Origin of the sequence: Companilactobacillus futsaii JCM 17355 (assembly GCF_001435505.1) — a bacterium.
In the GTDB taxonomy this organism is placed as follows: Bacteria; Bacillota; Bacilli; order Lactobacillales; family Lactobacillaceae; genus Companilactobacillus; species Companilactobacillus futsaii.
Genome location: NZ_AZDO01000145.1, coordinates 1 through 20,282, shown reverse-complemented (window position 1 = coordinate 20,282; position 20,282 = coordinate 1). Strand labels below are relative to the sequence as shown.

General features: G+C 33.4%; 21 protein-coding genes and 1 tRNA gene. 11 read left to right on the top strand and 11 right to left on the bottom strand.

Going from position 1 to position 20,282, the window contains the following annotated elements; translation table 11 throughout:
• The 3 genes from FC88_RS13200 to FC88_RS11940 all read right to left on the bottom strand — a co-directional run.
• Positions 1-533 (bottom strand): helix-turn-helix domain-containing protein (locus FC88_RS13200; RefSeq protein WP_235526937.1); only part of this gene is annotated, 533 nt, incomplete at its 3' end.
• 313 nt (positions 534-846) lie between these two features.
• Positions 847-1,995, bottom strand: coding sequence for a tyrosine-type recombinase/integrase (locus tag FC88_RS11945; RefSeq protein WP_057815916.1), 1,149 nt, complete (start codon positions 1,993-1,995; stop codon positions 847-849).
• Positions 1,996-2,041: 46 nt separating this feature from the next.
• Positions 2,042-2,785: a helix-turn-helix domain-containing protein gene (locus tag FC88_RS11940; protein ID WP_057815914.1), complete on the bottom strand. Its 744-nt coding sequence runs from the start codon at positions 2,783-2,785 to the stop codon at positions 2,042-2,044.
• Between the two features lie 122 nt (positions 2,786-2,907).
• On the opposite strand from FC88_RS11940, the gene FC88_RS11935 reads away from it, so the two are divergent.
• The 6 genes from FC88_RS11935 (at position 2,908) to FC88_RS11910 (ending at position 7,810) form a co-directional block, all read left to right on the top strand.
• Positions 2,908-3,102: a helix-turn-helix domain-containing protein gene (locus tag FC88_RS11935; protein WP_057815911.1), complete on the top strand. Its 195-nt coding sequence runs from the start codon at positions 2,908-2,910 to the stop codon at positions 3,100-3,102.
• Positions 3,103-3,104: 2 nt separating this feature from the next.
• Positions 3,105-3,368: a MerR family transcriptional regulator gene (locus FC88_RS11930; protein ID WP_057815909.1), complete on the top strand. Its 264-nt coding sequence runs from the start codon at positions 3,105-3,107 to the stop codon at positions 3,366-3,368.
• 59 nt (positions 3,369-3,427) lie between these two features.
• Positions 3,428-3,646, top strand: coding sequence for a hypothetical protein (locus tag FC88_RS11925; protein WP_054643362.1), 219 nt, complete (start codon positions 3,428-3,430; stop codon positions 3,644-3,646).
• A gap of 402 nt (positions 3,647-4,048) precedes the next feature.
• Positions 4,049-6,697 carry a DNA primase family protein gene (locus tag FC88_RS11920; protein WP_057815908.1) on the top strand — a complete coding sequence of 883 codons (2,649 nt, stop codon included), beginning with the start codon at positions 4,049-4,051 and terminating at the stop codon, positions 6,695-6,697.
• 331 nt (positions 6,698-7,028) lie between these two features.
• Entirely contained in the window at positions 7,029-7,244 is a 216-nt protein-coding gene (locus FC88_RS11915; protein ID WP_057815905.1) for a hypothetical protein, read from the top strand.
• 68 nt (positions 7,245-7,312) lie between these two features.
• Positions 7,313-7,810: a hypothetical protein gene (locus tag FC88_RS11910; protein WP_057815904.1), complete on the top strand. Its 498-nt coding sequence runs from the start codon at positions 7,313-7,315 to the stop codon at positions 7,808-7,810.
• Positions 7,811-9,015: 1,205 nt separating this feature from the next.
• Here FC88_RS11910 and FC88_RS11905 read toward each other — a convergent pair.
• Together FC88_RS11905 and FC88_RS11900 are read right to left on the bottom strand one after the other, a co-directional pair.
• Positions 9,016-9,087: transfer RNA gene (locus tag FC88_RS11905), tRNA-Gln, on the bottom strand.
• Between the two features lie 132 nt (positions 9,088-9,219).
• Positions 9,220-9,543, bottom strand: coding sequence for a hypothetical protein (locus tag FC88_RS11900; RefSeq protein WP_057815902.1), 324 nt, complete (start codon positions 9,541-9,543; stop codon positions 9,220-9,222).
• A gap of 299 nt (positions 9,544-9,842) precedes the next feature.
• Here FC88_RS11900 and FC88_RS11895 point away from each other — a divergent pair, with 299 nt between their 5' ends.
• Complete coding sequence (locus tag FC88_RS11895) at positions 9,843-10,748, top strand: hypothetical protein (protein ID WP_057815900.1); 906 nt, start codon at positions 9,843-9,845, stop codon at positions 10,746-10,748.
• 39 nt (positions 10,749-10,787) lie between these two features.
• On the opposite strand, the gene FC88_RS11890 is transcribed toward FC88_RS11895, so the two are convergent.
• Positions 10,788-11,096, bottom strand: a complete 309-nt coding sequence (locus FC88_RS11890; protein WP_057815898.1) for a hypothetical protein — start codon at positions 11,094-11,096, stop codon at positions 10,788-10,790.
• Positions 11,097-11,213: 117 nt separating this feature from the next.
• Positions 11,214-12,209, bottom strand: a complete 996-nt coding sequence (locus tag FC88_RS11885) for a tRNA dihydrouridine synthase (protein WP_057815896.1) — start codon at positions 12,207-12,209, stop codon at positions 11,214-11,216.
• A gap of 227 nt (positions 12,210-12,436) precedes the next feature.
• On the opposite strand from FC88_RS11885, the gene FC88_RS11880 reads away from it, so the two are divergent.
• The 3 genes from FC88_RS11880 to FC88_RS11870 all read left to right on the top strand — a co-directional run bounded on the left by FC88_RS11880 (position 12,437) and on the right by FC88_RS11870 (position 15,536).
• Complete coding sequence (locus tag FC88_RS11880; RefSeq protein WP_057815894.1) at positions 12,437-13,609, top strand: multidrug effflux MFS transporter; 1,173 nt, start codon at positions 12,437-12,439, stop codon at positions 13,607-13,609.
• A gap of 96 nt (positions 13,610-13,705) precedes the next feature.
• A complete protein-coding gene (locus FC88_RS11875; protein WP_057815892.1) occupies positions 13,706-14,314 on the top strand; it encodes a histidine phosphatase family protein in 609 nt (202 codons plus the stop codon).
• A 229-nt stretch (positions 14,315-14,543) separates the two neighbouring features.
• A complete protein-coding gene (locus FC88_RS11870) occupies positions 14,544-15,536 on the top strand; it encodes a tRNA-dihydrouridine synthase family protein (RefSeq protein ID WP_057815890.1) in 993 nt (330 codons plus the stop codon).
• A gap of 79 nt (positions 15,537-15,615) precedes the next feature.
• Here the strand turns inward: FC88_RS11870 and FC88_RS11865 are convergent, their stop codons facing one another.
• On the bottom strand, positions 15,616-17,145 hold the full coding sequence (locus FC88_RS11865) for an ABC transporter permease/substrate-binding protein (RefSeq protein WP_057815888.1): 1,530 nt from the start codon (positions 17,143-17,145) through the stop codon (positions 15,616-15,618).
• Positions 17,117-18,076, bottom strand: coding sequence for an ATP-binding cassette domain-containing protein (locus FC88_RS11860; protein ID WP_057815886.1), 960 nt, complete (start codon positions 18,074-18,076; stop codon positions 17,117-17,119). The genes FC88_RS11865 and FC88_RS11860 overlap by 29 nt, the downstream gene beginning before the upstream one ends.
• Positions 18,077-18,227: 151 nt before the next feature.
• Here FC88_RS11860 and FC88_RS11855 point away from each other — a divergent pair, with 151 nt between their 5' ends.
• Positions 18,228-18,641: an Lrp/AsnC family transcriptional regulator gene (locus FC88_RS11855; RefSeq protein ID WP_057815884.1), complete on the top strand. Its 414-nt coding sequence runs from the start codon at positions 18,228-18,230 to the stop codon at positions 18,639-18,641.
• 139 nt (positions 18,642-18,780) lie between these two features.
• Here the strand turns inward: FC88_RS11855 and FC88_RS11850 are convergent, their stop codons facing one another.
• Both FC88_RS11850 and FC88_RS11845 read right to left on the bottom strand, forming a co-directional pair.
• Positions 18,781-19,734: an alcohol dehydrogenase catalytic domain-containing protein gene (locus FC88_RS11850; protein WP_057815882.1), complete on the bottom strand. Its 954-nt coding sequence runs from the start codon at positions 19,732-19,734 to the stop codon at positions 18,781-18,783.
• Between the two features lie 20 nt (positions 19,735-19,754).
• Entirely contained in the window at positions 19,755-20,120 is a 366-nt protein-coding gene (locus tag FC88_RS11845; protein ID WP_057815880.1) for a VOC family protein, read from the bottom strand.
• Between the last annotated feature and the right edge of the window lie 162 nt (positions 20,121-20,282).

Below are 20,282 nucleotides of genomic sequence, written 5' to 3'. Positions count from 1 at the left end.
GTCTTTGGTAATTGAGTAATATCTTCATCAACCGTAAGAATGGCGTAATATTTATTGGTTGATGATTTACGAATAGTCACGTATTTGATGATATTGGGGATTGATTTCTTGTTCTTATATTTCATTACTCCAAGTTTAGGTAATTTGATATAAGAATCATCAATGATTTCAACATTGTTATTAACAAATTTAGATTGATAACTTTGTTTTGGAAACTTCTTACTTTTGAATCGTGGAAATTTACGCTTTTTACTAAAGAATCCCTTGTACGCTTCAAATAAGTCTTTATTAGAAACTTGTAAGCTAGTACTTTCAGCTTTCTTTAGCCACGTATGTTCTTTTTTGAAAGTCGTTAGAATGTAATTTAAGTCAAATACTTTCAAAGATTTCAAATCAGGATTATTTTCATGACGTTTGATCATCATATCTAGCATATTATTCCAAACAAAACGATTAGCACCAAAGTTATATTCGATAAGTTTCTTCTGGTAATTATCTGGATAGATGCGTAGTTTGATTCCCTTTAAGACCATATGAACCCTCTCCCATGATTTGGTATCGTAATTATATCACATAAGGGGAACATACGTTTGTGAAAGCGTCTAAAATCGCATAAATCATTGATTCATCACGGCAATAAATTACCATGTTTTCTCAATTAGCGATTTTTATAAAAAAAGACCGCTAATCAAATGATTAACGGCCAAAATATTACGTTTAATTTTAAAACAATTATTGGGCATATTGGGAACAATATGAACATCCAATAAATACTGTAATATCAACGATTATAGCCTGTTCATTAGTGAAATAACACCCTTTGACTATATTTTGACTATACGCCCTCTAAAAATCAACATAATTAGCGTACTTTTGAGCAGTATCTTTACGCTGTTTTTTAGTAACTTCCGTATACACATCAGCAGTAGTTTTATAACTTGAGTGTCCTAATTGCGCTTGTACCTCTTTTAGTGAAGCGCCAGACTCAATAGCAAGGGTAGCAAACGTACGTCTAAATGCATGAACAGTTACATTCTTTAAATCAAAACGAGAAATAACCAGTTGTAACCATATTCTAGGTTTAGTAGGAACAAGCATAGTATTTCTATTATTGGAAAATACAAGTTGATCTTTATTAATTGTATTAAAACCTAACATTAGTAGCTCATTACGTTGCGTTTTACGCCACTCTTTCAGCATTGACATAGTTTTATCATCAACGTTTACTACTCTCACACTTGCATCCGTCTTAGGTGTATTAACTAATAAGCGACCATGAGCGCCTTGCGATTCCGTTTTAGTAATACTTATCTGATTATTATTAAAGTCTATATCAGTCCAAAGCAACGCCAAACTTTCGCCTTTGCGCATCCCTGTAAATGCTAATAGTCTAAAATACATGTATGCCTGCGGATTATCCAAGTCATTCAAACATTCAAAAAAATGTTTCAATTCTTTTAAATCATAATAGTTATCTTTCATAGTTTTAAATTGGCTTGTGTTAACTGGTAAAATAACCCTACTTGCGGGATTATCATTAATAATCTGCATCTTATAAGCCCACGTAAGAACTCTATTAATATAATTGTAAAATCTCTTATACCTAGTTAAGCCAGCCTTAAACCACTTATTAACAGCCGTCTGAATATGAATAGTTTTAAGCTTATTCATAGGGATGCTACCTATTTCTGGTAAAATATGAAGTGTAAAGTGTTCATCGGTTTTAGTATAAGTAGATTCTTTGACCGTTGATTTATATTGATCGTACCATTGTTTATAGATAGCCTTAAACGGCTTATTATCTAATTTCTTAAAGCCATGCTTGTCAGTGTCTAATAGTAGTTTAGACATTGCTAAGCGGGCTTCTTTTTGTGTCTGAAAACCTCTACGAGTAGTAGTTTTTACTTTGCCTGTTAGTTCATCCATTCCTAAATAAACACTAAACATATAGGCGGTCGTACCGTCTTTTTTTTCATACATCTTAATTTCTGTCATTGTCCTACTCCTAAACGCTAGCGGGGCGTGTTAGTTTCGTGGATGGTTAATATTTATCAATTTCTTTTTCAAGTTGATCCAAAAGTCTTTTTTGATTACTAATATTGGATTTTATTTTATTCTTTATTGTTTCTTTAGACCCTTCCAAATCATTCATATAAGGTTCGTATTCAAAATAGTTTCTAATGTCATAACTTCTTTTCCAGTTATTATCAGATATACTATTGTTCAATTTAACGATATCCTCTGGAACAACTTCTTTAGGCTTGGGTAAATGCTCCTCAATTTCGCTAACTAGCCCATTACGTAAAGCATCTTTAATGTATTTCTTACTATCCCAATATTGCAAATCATCTATATCAACATCGGTTTTATTAATAATATTTTTTATATATGGACGTAAAGCATTGGAAAATTCCTTTTTTGCTCCCCTATATTCTTCTGTATTCTCATTTTCAAAATCAGTTAACTGCATAAAATATTTTGTTTTAATATCATTTATTCTAAACAATCCATCAATCTCATCAGTAACTTCATCATCCATTTGACCGTACATATCCCAATATGTGTCAATGTATGCATTTATGGTTTTTGTGTCCCTTTCAATCCCCTGCAAATAAGGGATAGACACATTTAATAGTGTAGACATTTTTTGCCAAGTTTCTAATTTCGGTTCCCTTGCATTGACCTCATATAAACTAACCGATTGTTGAGACACGCCTAAATAATCAGCTAATTCTTTTTGACTAATATTTTGGGATTCGCGAGAAACTCTAATATTATTCTTCATTTTTTTGCCCACCTTTATGTGGATAGTTTAATATATTTTCATCTCCAATACAACATAAAGTTGTGTACAACAAATAGTTGTGCTAATATAACAACATAAAGTTGTGAAAGGAGGATAACTTTTTGAAAACATTATCGAATGATTTTATTAGCGATGTTATTGCTGCCAAAGGAATGACGTCCGTTAAGGACTTGTCAAAAGTCACTAAGGTTAACCGTTGGACGCTATCAGACGTTTTGAACAAGCGTAAAAATAACGTTAGTGATGAAACATACACTAGACTGTATAACTTTAAACAATCTAAGGAGGACAAATAGAAATGGAAATTACACTATCACACGATCAACAAGCATCCCTAGGGGATGATATTTATAAGTTGGTTACTGATTCCATTAGCAAGGCTCGTAAGGATGCCAGCATTGATAGTAAAGATTTTTTCCGTAAGAAAGAGGCTTGTATGTATTTAGGTGTATCGAATAATACCCTTGATAAGTTTCTCGCTATTGGCATGCCCTACCACGTTGTTAGAGGTATCACGCTTTACAGTAAAGATGAAATTAAACAATTTGTATTAGAACAATAATTCAAGTCTAGCGGGGCGTTTAAAACTAATATAAATAAAATAATCGGAGAAATCAACATATGACACCATACAACAGTGAATTAGATGACAAATTAGACAAAGAGCTACTAGGACTATATGACGAAATGCATATTTATTTTGATGCTATCGAAAATGATAGCGTGGTTATTGAGAATAGCATTTCATATGATGCTACTGAATTGGCTACCAAACTAGCTAAAGATTCTTTGCGAGTAGCTGAAATCTTACATATTTACGATACAGAAATAGCGAAATAATTATGAAATCGAGTGTAAATAAAAAAGACTTATCCTCTCTCGCCAAAGTAAGGATAAGTTCGCAATATTCTTTACAATATCTACACTCAATTATAAACGAAAATTGAGGGAGATTCATTAATATGAACGAACAAATACAATGTTTATCATCCGAAAGTAAAGTAACGGCAATATTCACGTTATTAGATCAAGGCGGTTTAAATTCTATTCAAGATAACCTCATGAATGCATCGCTATCAATAAACGATGTTAACGCTAAACTATCCGATCTATTGGAGGATATTAAACATGACTAAAGTAGTTGATACTTACGACATTGAATATATTGCCTATCACATGGATAAATTAATAGAACTAGTTAACGGTGCAATACATGAGAACAAATAACGAGGAGGTGTGTAATTGCTATATCTGCAAACTGGTACTAATAATAACAATCTAACTAAGGTATCTACCACTAAAACACTTATTAAATATATCTTAGATTACACACCACAAATATCTAACGGAAAGGACGAGGACGGCAACAAGCAATTTAAAGAAACAAAAGCCAAATATATAATATCTGGAACGTTAAAAAGTGGTGTTACTACACGATCTAATGAAAATCTTTTGACACGGGATGCTTTAATCTTAGATATTGACCACTTAAAAAGGCATGACGTATCAACAATGTATAATAATCTTTCAAAACATTTTAATAACATTGAATGGCTTGCCTACCCTAGTATTAATTCAAATCTTATGTGGACAAACCGCAAAACTCACATATATGAAAAAAAGGGTTATGGTTATAGACTTATTTTTACAGTTGATCGTTCTTTTAAAGAGAATGAACGTAAGTCTTTAATCACTAATGTATGTAAAAAGATTGGCGTACAGGATGATCCCAGTGCCGAACAATGGTCTCAAGTCATGGGTTTGCCTGTTAAGAATATTCATACTAAAAAAATGGATAACTTTCTAAAATATCACGAGGGACAACCTCTAAAAGTTGATAATTACATCACGTCTAGCATCCCTATTAAAACACCTACGACCGTGCCCACAAATAGCAACAACAACATTTATCCTATTGATGATGCTGATGCCATTAGTCTTTTAGAAATCTGGAGTAAACGACATCACGACTATTTAAATGATGAAAGTAATTTCTCAAATATTCTCATTGGTTTAATTGGGTATTACCAACGTGAAGAAATATCCTACAATGTTTTAACACAGGCTATGACTATATTAGCTAATGGTAACGATAAGTGGGCTAATGATAACATGAGAAAGTTAAAAGCTCATTTTAATTACTCCGCTAACGATCCCGATAAGTCATTTAGTGAGTTCTTTTCATCAAGCACAATAGACAAATTTAAGTCTGTCAAAATGACTACTAACTTGCTTATTAGCAAAATGAAACATACGCATGATGAATGGTTAAATAAAATTAATGAACAACTTGAATTAGAACATCCAAATGCACAAACAAAAAACACCCTTTCACAGTCCGCAATAGCCAAACTAATTAAAATGTACATCCCTATATTTAAAACCACTGGTAAAGACGATGCATTGGTATGTATGTATAACTTTGATAAAGGTATTTACGATACTAACGATTTATATTTAGCTAAACTTGTAGATCAGATTGAAGAAAGCTATACGGAGAAACAAATTGAGGGTGTAAGATACAAACTTATTTTACGAGCAAGTATTAATGAATTAGAACAACGACCAACATTAATACCCGTTAGTAACGGTATTTACGATCAAAAAAATAATAAGCTCATCCCCTTTGATCCAAGTTATAAATTTATAACAAAAATTGCTACTAACTATAATAAGTATGCTAAAGAACCTAAATATCAAATGTCTAACGGCAAATATTGGACTCCTAGCAGTCTTATAAGTGACCTTGCCTGTAAGGATATTCAAATAGAAAAAGTTTTATACGAAGTGATTTCTGATGCCGTAAATGGTAACTTTTCACGAGACCAAGCAATATTCCTACTAGGTAAAACAAATGGCGGTTTAAGTAATAACGGTTCTAACGGTAAAGGTACATTTCAAGACTTGTTACAAGCTATTATTGGAGATGATAATACTGCACATCTTAAAGTTGATGATATGGACAAACGTTTTATGATAAACGAATTGGTTGGTAAAACTGTAAACATCGGGGATGATTTACAATCTAATGTTTATATTGATAACTCATCAAATTTTAATAGTGCTGTTACTGGGGATGTTATATTTACCGATCGCAAGAATAAGAAGCCAATATCTTTTAGATTTAAAGGTACTATTATTCAATCAACTAATGAAATGCCTAGTTTTAAAAACAAAACTGGTGGAACGTATAGACGTATGATTATCATTCCGTTTAACGCTCATTTTGCACCTAGTAGAGACGGTAAAAACATTAAGGGCTTATTCATTAAGACTAAAGAAACACGTGAATGGCTACTAAAAAAAGCCTTAGAAATACCATTCTTTACCGAATACACGCAACCTGATGCATCAAAGGAATTAATGGATGAATTTAAAGTCGATAATGATACGGTTAGACAATTCTTTGATGATTTCATGTCTAAATTGCCTATTGCTCGCATTGGTAGCAAACCCTTATATCAAAGTTATCAAAATTGGTGTAATGATAATGGCTATAAGAAGCCACTAGCCAAGCAAACGTTTATTAAACAAGTTGAGGGCATTCTTAACGAACAACAAAATAAAATAACTACCATATCTATGCAAAATTTTGATGATATTGCTAAAAGTAAAGATAATCGAAACGATCTAATTATAGATAAATTACCATTAATACAATGTAGGTATACATATTCTAATATTGTTCCAACTACTAAGTATTCTAATTATACAGATAGCGAGAATATTAGTTATGCATCTAATAATCAAGGACGTTCATTCAGATTCCCACTAAGAGAGTTATTAATTGATACATTGAATTTGCACGATAATTTACCTAATAGAGATAGTCCCGAATATGACAAGATTAATAGACAGATTAGTGATTATCAAAAAAGATTAATAAAATGACGTGCATAGTTATTTAGCCCTGATATATCAATGTTTTCAAACAAAGTATGCACGTGCCTATGCACGTGAAAAAGATGGTGCATTGTTTCAAAAGTCTATTGTATCAACGTTTATAAGGCCAACTATTCAGGTAAGCACCTTATATTAAGTTTTTATATATTTAATAGTTATTATCTTAGTAAGAAAACACTATATATAACATATGAACAACCTAAGTTAAAAGCACGTGCATAGTGCATAGTTGCTCTTGCTAGCCTTGGTATATCAACATTTATCAACTATGCACCTACGTGCATTATTACTACTTTAAAAATTAATGGAGATATAAATAATGACAAAACAAACTAAAAGAATGTATCAAGTGAAATATGTAACTGCTAAAGATGTGGGTGGTTATAATAGTGATCCGTTTGAACGTGCTAAGAATACACAAGACTATATCAATGATATATGTAGCGTATTAGCTGATAATGATTGTAACGTATTAGATATAGAGAATGCTCACAGCTTCCCTATCATCATTAAGTACACGCAATCTATTGAATAGAACTACTAAGGGATGTCGTGAGTGGCATCCTTTTATTGTCCACGCAAATATAATAACGAGGTATATCAATGACACGAGATTATAATGAAATAATAGACTGGATGCAGTTAATTAATAAAGCCAACACGCAATTGATACACTATCGTGATATGACTAGCAAAGCTAATGAACTAGCAACTATCCAAGGGATGCACATTGATCTAGCTCATGTATCGAATGGTAATAATGATAATGGAACAGAGAATAAACTAATTAGATATTTAGAAATCAAAGAACAAATAAATAAGATTGATAAAGCAGTTAAGCCATTGAATGAACGACAAAAGCAAATACTTACATTGACTTACTTTAACGAGTATCGTGCATCCGAGTATATTATTATGGATGTCATGAACCTTTCAGATCGTGGCGATTATATTGACCTATGGGATGATGCTCTAATAGACTTTTCTAATAATTACTATGATAAAAATACTATTGATAGTTGTTATTATGAACGTGCTAAGTTTGAATTACATACAGAACCATATGAAGACTTCATGAAACGATTAAAAGAAAAAAGTTAGTAGTTATCATACACAAAATTATTAACATCAGAATAGAATAGATACGATCTGATAGAGTGTGTACTTAGTTGTATGCTCTCTATTTCTTTATAGACCCCCGCCTACTGTTTCTAGGGAGACAGCTCGCATAGTGGGCATGAGCTTTAAAAATAATCCGAAAATTAAATTTTTAGCGCCTTTAAACGTATAGGTAACATTACATAGACATCATTAGTATAGTATGTATTAATCATTGATAATAAGGCAACTAAGAGTTGTATTCATTAATCGATAAGAACTATAAAACCTTATTAAGTTGCTCTAAATTAGTCTATTTTTGCATGATTTAAAGTAAGTTTTGTTAGTTTTATACAATTAATTGAATTAGTAATTTTAATTATATTTAGGACGTTGACACACGCCGTGTATGACTTAGTTCACTTATCATACCAACGATTACACACTATACCCCCTGTGAATTAACGGGGCCAAGATTATAAATAATCACTTGAACGTACAACCTCTTTTTTGCATGCTAAATTCTATTAAATAAAAATTCAAAATGGGCATAGATATTATAGATTTAAAGGCTGGTAATTTTGCTATCGTTTTAAACGAGAGCGGATTTAGTCAAAATCATTCAAAAAGATATGAAACAGGTCGTTCGAAACGATCTGTTTTAACTAAAATGCATTGGTTACTCAAAAAAATAGTAACAGTTAACTAAGCTCAACTTAGGGAGTGCCGTTTTAACACCCCTTTGTAAGAAATACATGCGCCACTTTTGGCAGGCATGGGGTAAAAGACAATTTTGTCTAAAACTATATTTCTCCATAGGCGGAGAAAAGCTATTGGTCATAAAAGACCAACAGTATAAAATCTATAAACTTTAAAAATAAGTCTGCGTATAATTACGCAGGGGGTAACGTTTCGTTCAATGCTTATCAGTTGGGCAATAATTACTAAACGTAAAAATTTGTTTCACATCCTAGATAGTCATTTTAATGTTTTGACTATATTTTTTATTGTCATAACATCCCTAAGTACAAAAAAAGACCGCTAGTCCAATGACTAACGATCTACACGCCCCGATAGTATATTTATTTTTTGACTATATTTTGACTATATAGTTATGAAATTGATTGATAATTTTTAAAACTGTAATTCGTAAAACGTTTATTTATCAAGGCTTATAGCACCTTATACACCTTGTGAAACACTCAATATTGGGCATATTGGGTTCGAACCAATAAATTGCGGATTCAGAGTCCGCTGCCTTACCATTTGGCGAATGCCCATTAGCAATAAAACTAACAGTAAAATGTTATAAAAAAAACGCTCCAATGTCAATAGTATTCCCGATATAACTACTTTTTGAGCCGAAAAAAAGGCCATTCAGCTATACATTAGCCAAAATGGTCTCACTAATACTATTTATTTTCAGCTACTTTAGTAACCTTAGCTTTAAAAGCAGGTTTCTTAACTTCTGCTTGTTCCATGTTATTTTCTAAAATATTAATGGCATGATCTAATGATTCGAAGGATTCGTTATTTAGTAGCTCAATGATAGGACTTAATCGTTCAAATTCATTTGAGAAAAGTCCTTTATTAATCTGTTCGTTATTAATGCGTTTTAATTTTAGGTTAAAGTCCATCAATGCATTAATGCGAATTTTTGTATTATCCAATTCACATAATAAATCATCAATTTTATCCATATCATAAGTTCTGGTTAGTTTATCTGTATTACTCATAATAATACACTCCTTAGTTTATTTCTTGTAACTGGTTATACCAATCTCTCTGACAACTATTATTCTAGCGACTTTGACTAGAAAAGATAGTCTATTATCCAGAATGTACATATTATTTTTAGATAAAATGATACTGATTTTTTTGTACAATTAATTTGGTTTTAATATAAATATTCTCATAATATATTTATTTGATATACTTTTTTATATTTAAAATATTTTCAGAAAGTATATGGATGTGTTACACTAATCTAGTTTTGCGATAAACTTTCACAAATAAAGGAGATTTCAATTTTTACATGCACTTATCAACTATCGAAAAAAGAAATTATTTAATTGGTTTTCTTTTTATCATTTTCATGGTTTCAACTGCGACATTCTTAAATGATTTAGAAATTATTCTGCCAGAAATTGGCGCTTTGACTGCTGGTACTTGGATCTACCAAAACGATGGCTGGATCCACCAACCAGTTAAAATTTTCTTGGCGCCTTCAGGAACGGCTATTATCGGATTTTTGGTCAATCAACTATCCATCGGCTACGCGCAAAAGGTCTTAATTGGCCTATTATTAATGCTAGTTCTATTAAAAATTCTTCGATCAAACTTGGCACCTTCATTTGCGACAGGACTATTACCGATTATTATTAACGCAACTCACTGGTCCTTCATCGTCGCTATCCTACTATTTACACTAGCCTTAATGTGTGGCGTTTTCCTTCAGGGAAATTATAGAGAAACTATTCCTGACAAAGCTGTCCAAAAACATCACATGATGATTTTTACAATTATGGCAATAATATGGGTCACAGCAGTTTGGTTCTTTGGATTTCCACAAATGGCTGCCATCCCACCAGTTATGGTCGTCTTCTTTGAAGTAATGCAAAAGCCAAATTATCAATGGCGCATGGCCGCTAAACATTTCATCGCATTAGTCGGTGCCGCTAGTATTGGTGTTTTCGTTCATACTTTCATTGCATCATGGATTATTTCAGCATTGATTGCTATGCCATTAGTTTTCATACTCTTACAAATACTAAGAATCAAGTTGCCAGCAGCATTTGCTTTCCCACTCCTAGCTTTAGTCTTACCTAAATCAATGTTTCATATGTTACCAATCACCGCAATTTTAGCATCTACTTTCTTTTTAGGCTCAATTGTGATTTTGAAAAAAATTAAACCAATTTTACAAGCAAAAACTGAATAATTAGCAAAAACATCCCTGAATTTACTCAGAGATGTTTTTTTATACGGTTTCTAATAGGTTAATCAAACAATTAGTAATGTATTGCGAGTCTTTCTTCACATCATTTAATGGTAATTTATTTACTAATTTCTCAGTAGGATTAAAGAAAACTATTTCTTCATTCAAGGCCTTGCCCACGGGAAGTTCCATATCTAAGCCAGTTTTCTTGACTCGACGATATTCAATATTTCGAACACGTAAGACAGTTTCTTTCAAAATATAATTTTCTACATTTTCAAAACTAGTCTTATCACCATAATTTTGATAAATTTTCTTCAATTTTTGTAATAAAACAATATTATTATTCATAGCTTCATCTCTCCCAATCTGTATATTACATTTTTAATTTTATACTATCGGAAGATTTATTCCGTGCCGTTACTCAATAAAAAAACACCTAATTATTAGAATTAGATGTTTTTAAATCTATTCACCAGGATCGATACGATCAATAATCGCCCTAGCATCATCAGTTGTTTTAGTTTGCATCAAGTCATTTCGAATAGCAGAAGCACCCTTCATGCCACGAACGTAAATCTTGAAGAAACGTTGCAATGGAGCAAAATGTCCGGGAATTTCTTTAGCAACAAATTGGTCATACAAATCAAGTTGATAGCGCAACAAATTCAACAACTCATGTTCAGAGTGATGTTTAGGAGTCTTTTCAAAAGCAAAAGGATTCATGAAGATTCCTCGTCCTATCATAATTCCGTCGACACCAGGGTGAGCATTGGCTAAATCAATCCCAGCTTGATAATCAGCAATATCGCCATTGATTTGTAACAAAGTATCAGGAGCGTAAGTGTCACGCATTTGAACTAGATCATCAATCAATTCATAGTGAGCTGGCACTTTACTCATTTCTTCTCGAGTGCGCATGTGAACTGTCAAAACTGGAACTTGTTGCTTCAATAAGAATGGTATCCAAGTTTCATATTCGTGTATATCACTATAGCCAATTCGGGTCTTAACAGACACGGGCAAATCGCTTTGACGGGCACCTTCAATGACCTCTTTAGCGGTATCAAAATGACGAATCAAATCACTACCACTGTGGTTTTTGATAACAGCAATGTCTGGGCAACCCATGTTGATATCAATCGCTTCATAACCTTGCTTCTCTACTTCTTTAGCCGCTTTGGCAAAATCAATCTCCGAGTTACCCCACAATTGCACGATTGGCTTAGGATTTTCAGCTGGATCAATATACAAACGGCCCTTAGTAGTTTCTTTAGCTAATGGATGAGTGATACTCAAAGCATTAGTAAATTCAGTATAAAAATTATCTGGAGCTGCAGCTTTCATCACTACTCGACGAAAAACTGATCCCGTTACAGCCTCCATTGGTGCCAAACTAAAGAAAGGACGATTCTCATCTTTAGCTTTTTTGGCGATGCGATTCCAGTATGCTGACTGGGTCACATTCTCACTTCCTATCACAATAAATTACAATACTATCAACTATACCGAGTTTAGTCAATTCAATGCAAGCTTTAAGTTTTAATTTGCAATTATATAATTATTTCTATATCATACTAAGCAGACTTTAGGAAATTAGGTGAAAACCATGGAATTATCAAACATCATGGCTTGTATGCCTGCAAATGATGAAGGACGTTTTTCAGCAAAATAAAATTTAGGAGTCTAAAATGAAAAACGTCCGCAATACCGTACCATCCATTTTATTAATTATCGTTCTGGTAGGTTTTCCACAAATCAGTGAATCAATTTTCACCCCTGTCCTACCACAACTTAGTTCCAATCTGAATGTATCAGCTTCTACAGCTCAACTCACCATGAGTATTTATTTTATTGCATTTGCCTTAGGAGTATTCTTCTGGGGACAGCTGTCAGACAAAATTGGTCGTCGAAAAGCTATGAATTTAGGCATCATTGTCTATCTAATCGGAAATATCGGCTTGTATTTCAGTCCTACATTCCAACTTTTATTAGCTTCACGATTTATCCAAGCATTAGGTAGTAGCGTTGGTTCAGTCGTCACTCAAACTATTATGCGTGAAAGTTTTGAGGGCATTAAAGGCACCCAAGTGTTTTCCAAAGTTGGTGCTGCAATGGCTTTATCACCAGCTTTTGGTCCTCTGATCGGTGGTGCTATTGAAACTTACTTGGGTTACAAAAATGTCTTTAGTGGCTTGATCATAATGGCTATTCTGGTCTTGCTATACAGCTATACTCGCTTACCTGAAACAAGAAATATCAACAAAATCAAACGAATTTCACTATTAAAAGTTACAATCAAACTGCTGCAAGACCCAATCGTTTGGGGTTATGGCATTTTGATTGGTGGTATCAATGGAATCCTCTTTGGCTATTATTCAGAAGCACCTTTTATCTTCATAGAACATTTTGGCTTTTCGTCAGTCAAGTATGGTTCTTTAGGCTTAACAATAGCTTTGGCTAGTTTGGTTGGTGCTTATATCGTTAATGTTTCTGTCAAATACATCAAATCTGAAATAATTGCCCTATTAGGATTAGCTTTCAGTCTGATATCTGCATTATTACTGTTAATAAGTCTACAATTTGATCAAGCATATTTAATGATAATCGGCTTTTTCTTAATATTTTTAGGTTTGAATACTACTTTACCAATTACCTTGAATTTAGCTTTAAAAGGCTACGAAGAAATTATTGGTAGTGCCAGTGGAATTTTTAGCCTTGGATATTATTTAATTGTCAGTTTATTGACCTACCTTGTTAGCTTCATTCACAACGGAACAATTTATGCCTTACCGAGCTTTATTTTAGTAACCAGCTTGATCATGCTAATAATTTATTTGCCAATCGGTTTAAAAAAGAAATAGTTTTACAAGCTATCGCAATTCGCGGTAGTTTTTTTAGATTTGCATTGTAAGCGCATTAATGAAATACTAAAATCATAATCTTTAAGGGGGCTAATTATGGTCGAACTATATATCGTCAGACACGGTGAAACTGACACTAACTATACTGGTAAAATCAACGGTTCAGCAACTGACTTGAGCTTGAATGAAACTGGTAGAAAACAAGTTGAACATTTAAAAGAACATCTTAATATCAATGACTTTGATGAAATTTATGCTAGTCCATTAAAACGTGCACAAGAAACTGCAGCTATCTTGAATCAAGATACTTTAGAAATTCAAACTGACAAACGCTTAAGAGAAATAAATTATGGTTCATGGGACGGTCTTTTGGCTGACGACGTTCACAAAAAGTATCCTAACTGTTTTGATGAAAATGGCTATTTAACTAAAAATTATTCAGACTATTCGCAAAACGCTGAAACTTATCAATCAGTGTTAGATCGTTTACAATCATTCATTGACGATATGAGTAATAAAGGCGATAAAAAGATTCTAGTCGTCTGCCACGGTTTCGTGACTCGGTCTTTCGTACAATTAGTTACACAAACACCGGACATTGAAGATATTTTGGAACCAATCAACGCTTCAGTGACACAAATTAAAATTTCCAATAAGACTGGTCGTACTTATTTAGGCTATTATGGTCGACTAGAAAATATCTAAATTTAAAAATGAAAACACAAAAAGAGCACTAGGTGACCACACCCAGTGCTTTTTTGGATACGGAATAACCGAGAATAGTCATCCCTTGTTTGATGTACCACTTGCATTATAACAGTTAATAACAATTAATACAGTATAAATTTGAAAATAAACATTAGCCTACCCTATTAAAAACTAGTAATATATAATGATGTAGTTAATTTTTCAAATAGTAAGGAAGTAATTAAACGTGACAAAATCAACTTTCTGGCCGGATATTGCCGCCAAAGCTAAATCAGAACACCGGCCTTTTTTCACGATGGCACCTATGGAAGCTGTCAGCAACACTGTTTTTCGACAAGTAATTGCTAAAGCTTATGCTCCTGACACCTTCTTCAGTGAATTCGTTTATGCTAAAGGTATCACTGATCCAACGACTAAATTTCCTGTTGATGGCCGTTTGTATGTCGACAAAACTGAATCAAAGAAACCGGTCGTTCAATTGTGGGGTAACATTGCTGAAGACTTTGAATCTGCCGGCCAAGCTATCCAATCACAAGGTTTTCCAGCAATCGATATCAATACTGGTTGTCCTGATAAAACTGTTATCAAAAATCATGGTGGCAGCGACTTGATTAGACACCACGATGATTTAATTAAAATTGTTCAAGCTGCTAAAAAGACTGATTTAGCTGTCAGTATCAAAACTCGTCTTGGCTACAGTAAAGCTGAAGAATTTAAAGAATGGATTCCTTTCTTGTTAGAACAACACGTTGATCTTTTGACGATTCACTTACGTAGTAAGATGGAAATGAGTAAAGTTCCAGCCCATTTTGAAGTTATCGACGATATTATCAAAATGCGTAACGAAATTGCTCCAGAAACTCTTATCCAAATTAACGGTGACGTCGAAGATTTTCAAGCAGGATTAAAATTAGCCAAAGAACATCCCGGATTAGATGGAATCATGATTGGCCGTGGCGTCTTCCATAACCCATTTGCCTTTGAACCAGTATCTAAAAATCATTCATTAGATGAATTATTGGGACTCTTGAGAATGCAGTTGGATTTATTCGATAAGTTTGCCACTCACTACGACGTACCACGGTTCCCTTCTTTGAAACGTTTCTTTAAAATCTACGCTCGCCCAGAATTAGGCGCTACTGATTTGAGAAACGAAATGTTGCAAGCAAACTCAACTGACGAAGTTAGAAAGATTTTAGATGATTTTCAAAGTAAATAAATCTCTCCGTTTCATGAAACATCACTTTAATCAAACAAAAACTCTATTAGATGCATTAAAACATCTAATAGAGTTTTTGTTAGTCTTTCAATAAATTGTGTTTAACTAGATAATCGTGAGCTACAACACTAGCTTTTTTATTCTTAACTGAAACTTGATAATTCATCTTCTGCATATCTTCAGCTGAAATCTTACCAGCTAACTTATTCAGACTCTTCACTACCTTAGGATTCTTCTTAGCGAAGTCACTATTCATCAAAGGTGCACCTTGATATGGTGGGAAGAAATGCTTATCATCTTTCAAAACAACTAAATGATACTGTTGGACTTGTGGATCGGTTGTGTAACCATCAACCAAATTGACACGTTTATGGGCAATCGCTTTGTAACGTAAACTTGGTTCCATACGATTGATTGAGGCAAAGTTTAGATTGTATTTCTTTTTCAATCCCAAATATCCATCTGGCTGATTTGAGAAGTCAGGATCAAAAGCCGCTTTAACTTTATCATTGACCCGCTCTAGATCACTTAATTTAGTAACATTGTATTTCTTCGAGAATTCTTTGGTAACTGCTAAATCATAACCATTTTCATATTCCATTGGTTTCAAGAAAGCCATGTTTTCTTCCTTAGACAATTTAGTTTTAGCAAGTTTATAAGTCGTCTTTGGATTCTTTGGCGTTGGTTTGTCGTAATTGACCAAAGCTTCCAAAACTGTTCCGGTAAATTCTGGATAAATATCGATTTGATTTTTCTTCAAGGCTTTAAACAAGAAAGTCGTACCACCAAAATTAGGCTTAACAGTAATATTGGCATTTGGTTGATCTTGTTTAATTAAATCCTTGTACATATTCATCAGAATTTCTGGTTCACTACCGAGCTTTCCGGCAATTGTAATATTGACTGGTTGAGGCTTAACTGCTTGATATACTCTTGTTCCACCGATACCTAATAAGAACAAAAGTATAACAATTCCGCCGCCATAAATACGTTTTTTGGATGAACCCATGTACTTCAACAGTCCACTGAAAATAAAGGCTAGTAAGGCTGACAAAACACCACCAATAACTAAGTAGTAATTATTGTTTTGTTGAATACCGAGCATGATGTAATCACCCAAACCACCAGCACCAATGAAGGCAGCTAGAGTGGCGGTACCGATAATCATAACTAAGGCGATTCTAATTCCAGAAATTATCATTGGTAAAGCTAATGGAAATTCCAGACGTTGTAGTCTTTTCCACTTTGATAAACCAAAGGCCACTGCTGCTTCTTCCAAATTTGGGTCAATGTTGGTCAATCCAGAATAGGTATTTTGATACAACGGCATAATAGCATACATCGTCAAAGCTACCACCGCTGGAACTGTACCAATCCCAACTATCGGAATCAATAGTCCTAACAAGGCAAGACTTGGAATAGTTTGAATAATTCCGGCGATTTGCAAACCAATTTCACCAAAACGGCGATGATTTCTTAATAAGATTGCTAATGGAATCGCAATCAGCATTGCAATTAATAATGAAATAAAAGAAATTTCAATATGTTGATACAAAGCTTTTAAGATTTCCCCTCGTTGATCAACAATCGTCTGCATCAATACTTGCATTAGCGACTACCCCCTTCTTGACCAAATAGGCAATCAATTCTTGAGCAGTCATTGAGTAACCTTTATTTTGATATTGAAAATCAAATTTATTAACATCTTTAAGTTGATTCATCAATTGTTTAAATTCATTAATAACTGGCAATTTCTCGTCAAAGGAAATTTCTCTTAATAATCCTGATTCAATCAAAAAGTCCATATCCCACCAATGTGGTGTCTTCGTATCGAAAAATTGACGGACAAAGTCAGTTGCAGGATTTTGCATAATATCGTGGGGCGTTCCAATTTGTTGAACTACTCCTTTATTTAAGACAGCAATCCTTTGGCCCATTCGCAAAGCTTCTTGCATATCATGTGTCACAAAGACAATTGTTGTCTGATATTGTTGGTGTAACTTCAAGACTAGATCTTGCGACTTTCTTCTCAGTACTGGATCCAAGGCGCTAAATGATTCATCCATCAAAATCAAACTTGGTTCAGTTGCCAAAGCTCGAATAATAGCCACACGTTGTTGTTGTCCACCGGATAGTTCTGATGGCATTCGTTTAGCATATTTTTTTGGATCAAGTTCAACTGACTCTAACAATTCAGCTGCTCGTTGATGTCGTTTTGCTTTAGATACACCTTTTTGTTCCAATTGAATCGCAATATTATCTTCAACGTTCAAATTTGGAAACAGACTACTGTCTTGTAAAACATACCCCATATCCAAACGCAATTTTTGAACGTCATAATCTTTTATTTTACGATTGGCAAAATAAACATCCCCGTCGGTTGGCACAGTCAATTGATTAAGCATTCTTAATAAAGTAGTTTTTCCACTACCACTGGGACCAACAAGAACGAACAGTTCACCATCGTTGATCGTCAAATTGATATCATGCAAAATCATATTTTGGCCGTACTTCATTCCGACATTTTTATAAGTTATCAATTTATTTCCCCTCTCTATTAACTTACTTTAATAATAATTATCTTCTGACTTTTAGACAAAAGATTAGCACAATAATATTTTGATACTCGTCGCTACCAACCATTTATAAATAATTTATCATATAATATAGTTATATTAATGGGGGAACAACATGGACTACATTGATCAAAAAATACTCAAAGAATTAAATCGTAATTGTCGCATCACTAAAACTGAATTAGCTAAAATTGTTAATATGACTCCTCCAGCCGTAAATACTCGTATTGAGCAATTAGAAGCTGAAGGTGTCATTAAACGATACACAATTGAAGTTAATTTGGATAAAATGGGCTATACGCATCAAGTTTTTATTGAAACACAAATGGAATATTACAGTCATGAGAAATATTTACAATTCATCCATTCTCAAAGAAATTCCATTCGTCATCACTACAAAATATCTGGTGAAATGAATTATATGATTCATGGTGCTTTTCGTTCTAATGATGAATTAAACCTATTCTTAGAAAAATTAAACAAATATGCCAATTACAAAGTTTTAGACGTTATTTCCGAATTAATTTAAGCAACTGAATAAGTTTAATTGAAATTCATTTAAAGCTACATACATAAAATAAAGTATTTCCATCAATTATTTTATTTTTTAAAGCAAACCAAAAAGGCCGCATAACCGTTAGACTAATTAACAATTATGCGGCCTCTTCTTATGGTAAAACTACAATTTTACCAGGTTTAGTTTGACTTTCTAAAAATTCATGTGCTTCAGGAAGTTGTTTCAATGAGAAAACTTTAACTGGATGAACATCAATATTCTTGTCAGAAATCAATTTCAACAAATCATTCAACTGACCTTCATCAATCACATAACTAGCAAAAGATGTCATATAACGATCATTTGGAATCGCTGTGACTGGATCGAAATGGTCAATATCCCAAACTCCACCCATGTCACCAGTAATACTTGCAATACCAAAAGGTTTCAAATTATTCATTGAATCCAAGGCGGTTGCTGCACCGACTAAATCAAAAATCCGTTCGACTGGTTGATCCATTTGCAATTTCTGATGATTATCCCAAACAAAACCGTCATAACCCAGTTGAAGGATTTCATCTTTAGCAGTTTCTTTTCTAGATGTACCAAACACTTTAATGTTGGGATTGATAGCTCTAGCTAATTTCAAGCCTGCTATTCCAACTCCACTAGTTCCTCCACGGATCAATAATGAATCAGCCTTATCGATTTGAAGTTGTAACAAAGCTCGATAAGCAGTATGAAAAGTCTCAGGAATAGCTGCTAAATCTTCCCAAGGAATATTCGTTTCAACTGGATGAATTATGTCATTAGGTAACAATGCATATTCAGCGTAACTACCATCAAAATCACGTCCCATTTCACCGTTCATGGCAATGATTTTTTGTCCTACTGGTAAACGCTGAGCATCAGTAGTTTTTTCGATGATTCCGACACATTCGATGCCTAAGATTCGTGGAAACTTGACTGAAGGAGACTTACCTTGTCGAGTAAAAATTTCAGAGTGAACGATTCCAAATCCTTTGATTTTTACCAATGACCAACCAGTTTTTACCTCTGGTGTTGGGACCTCTTTATATTCCAATACCTCAGGACCACCAGCTTTAGAAACGACGACTGCTTTCATAAATTATTACCACCCTTTCTCTATTGACCTGCCGAAAATACACCAAATTGATGACCAGTATTGTCATTTAATCTGGCAAAAGTTAAACCTGTTTTATCAGTAACAGGACCCCAAATAACGGTTGCCCCATTATCCTTGGCTGCCTTAATCGCCTTATCAACATCACTTACTAACGTATAAAATGTTGAATATTCAGCAATTTTACCAGCTGTACCTAAAATACCACCAGTTGGGTATTCATTGCCTGGTTCAATGATATTATAGTATTCATTTTCCATATCTGTATATTCTTGGAACTTCCAACCAAACATTTTGCTATAAAAATCCATTGTTTCTTGAGGATGATCTGTTCCAATTTCAAACCAATTTACGTTATTGTTGTTCATATTAAAATTCCTTCTTTCTTAACTGTCTAAAACAGTTTAAGACAAAAATTTTAATAACCGAATACATAAAATAAAGTGTTCTAGTAAAATATTTTATTTTTTAAAGTGGCAGATTGTAAAATATAACTGAACACTAGTGGACACAAAAACCCATAAAGGTCT

Excerpts from the sequence above, each read along its gene's own strand:
- FC88_RS11945 (WP_057815916.1), bottom strand. The coding sequence starts at position 1,995 with ATGACAGAAATTAAGATGTATGAAAAAAAAGACGGTACGACCGCCTAT.
- FC88_RS11865 (WP_057815888.1), bottom strand. The coding sequence starts at position 17,145 with ATGCAAGTATTGATGCAGACGATTGTTGATCAACGAGGGGAAATCTTA.
- FC88_RS11850 (WP_057815882.1), bottom strand. The coding sequence starts at position 19,734 with ATGAAAGCAGTCGTCGTTTCTAAAGCTGGTGGTCCTGAGGTATTGGAA.
- FC88_RS11910 (WP_057815904.1), top strand. The coding sequence starts at position 7,313 with ATGACACGAGATTATAATGAAATAATAGACTGGATGCAGTTAATTAAT.
- FC88_RS11940 (WP_057815914.1), bottom strand. The coding sequence starts at position 2,785 with ATGAAGAATAATATTAGAGTTTCTCGCGAATCCCAAAATATTAGTCAA.
- FC88_RS11845 (WP_057815880.1), bottom strand. The coding sequence starts at position 20,120 with ATGAACAACAATAACGTAAATTGGTTTGAAATTGGAACAGATCATCCT.
- FC88_RS11855 (WP_057815884.1), top strand. The coding sequence starts at position 18,228 with ATGGACTACATTGATCAAAAAATACTCAAAGAATTAAATCGTAATTGT.
- FC88_RS11900 (WP_057815902.1), bottom strand. The coding sequence starts at position 9,543 with ATGAGTAATACAGATAAACTAACCAGAACTTATGATATGGATAAAATT.
- FC88_RS11915 (WP_057815905.1), top strand. The coding sequence starts at position 7,029 with ATGACAAAACAAACTAAAAGAATGTATCAAGTGAAATATGTAACTGCT.
- FC88_RS11875 (WP_057815892.1), top strand. The coding sequence starts at position 13,706 with ATGGTCGAACTATATATCGTCAGACACGGTGAAACTGACACTAACTAT.
- FC88_RS11925 (WP_054643362.1), top strand. The coding sequence starts at position 3,428 with ATGACACCATACAACAGTGAATTAGATGACAAATTAGACAAAGAGCTA.
- FC88_RS11930 (WP_057815909.1), top strand. The coding sequence starts at position 3,105 with ATGGAAATTACACTATCACACGATCAACAAGCATCCCTAGGGGATGAT.
- FC88_RS11880 (WP_057815894.1), top strand. The coding sequence starts at position 12,437 with ATGAAAAACGTCCGCAATACCGTACCATCCATTTTATTAATTATCGTT.
- FC88_RS11895 (WP_057815900.1), top strand. The coding sequence starts at position 9,843 with ATGCACTTATCAACTATCGAAAAAAGAAATTATTTAATTGGTTTTCTT.
- FC88_RS11890 (WP_057815898.1), bottom strand. The coding sequence starts at position 11,096 with ATGAATAATAATATTGTTTTATTACAAAAATTGAAGAAAATTTATCAA.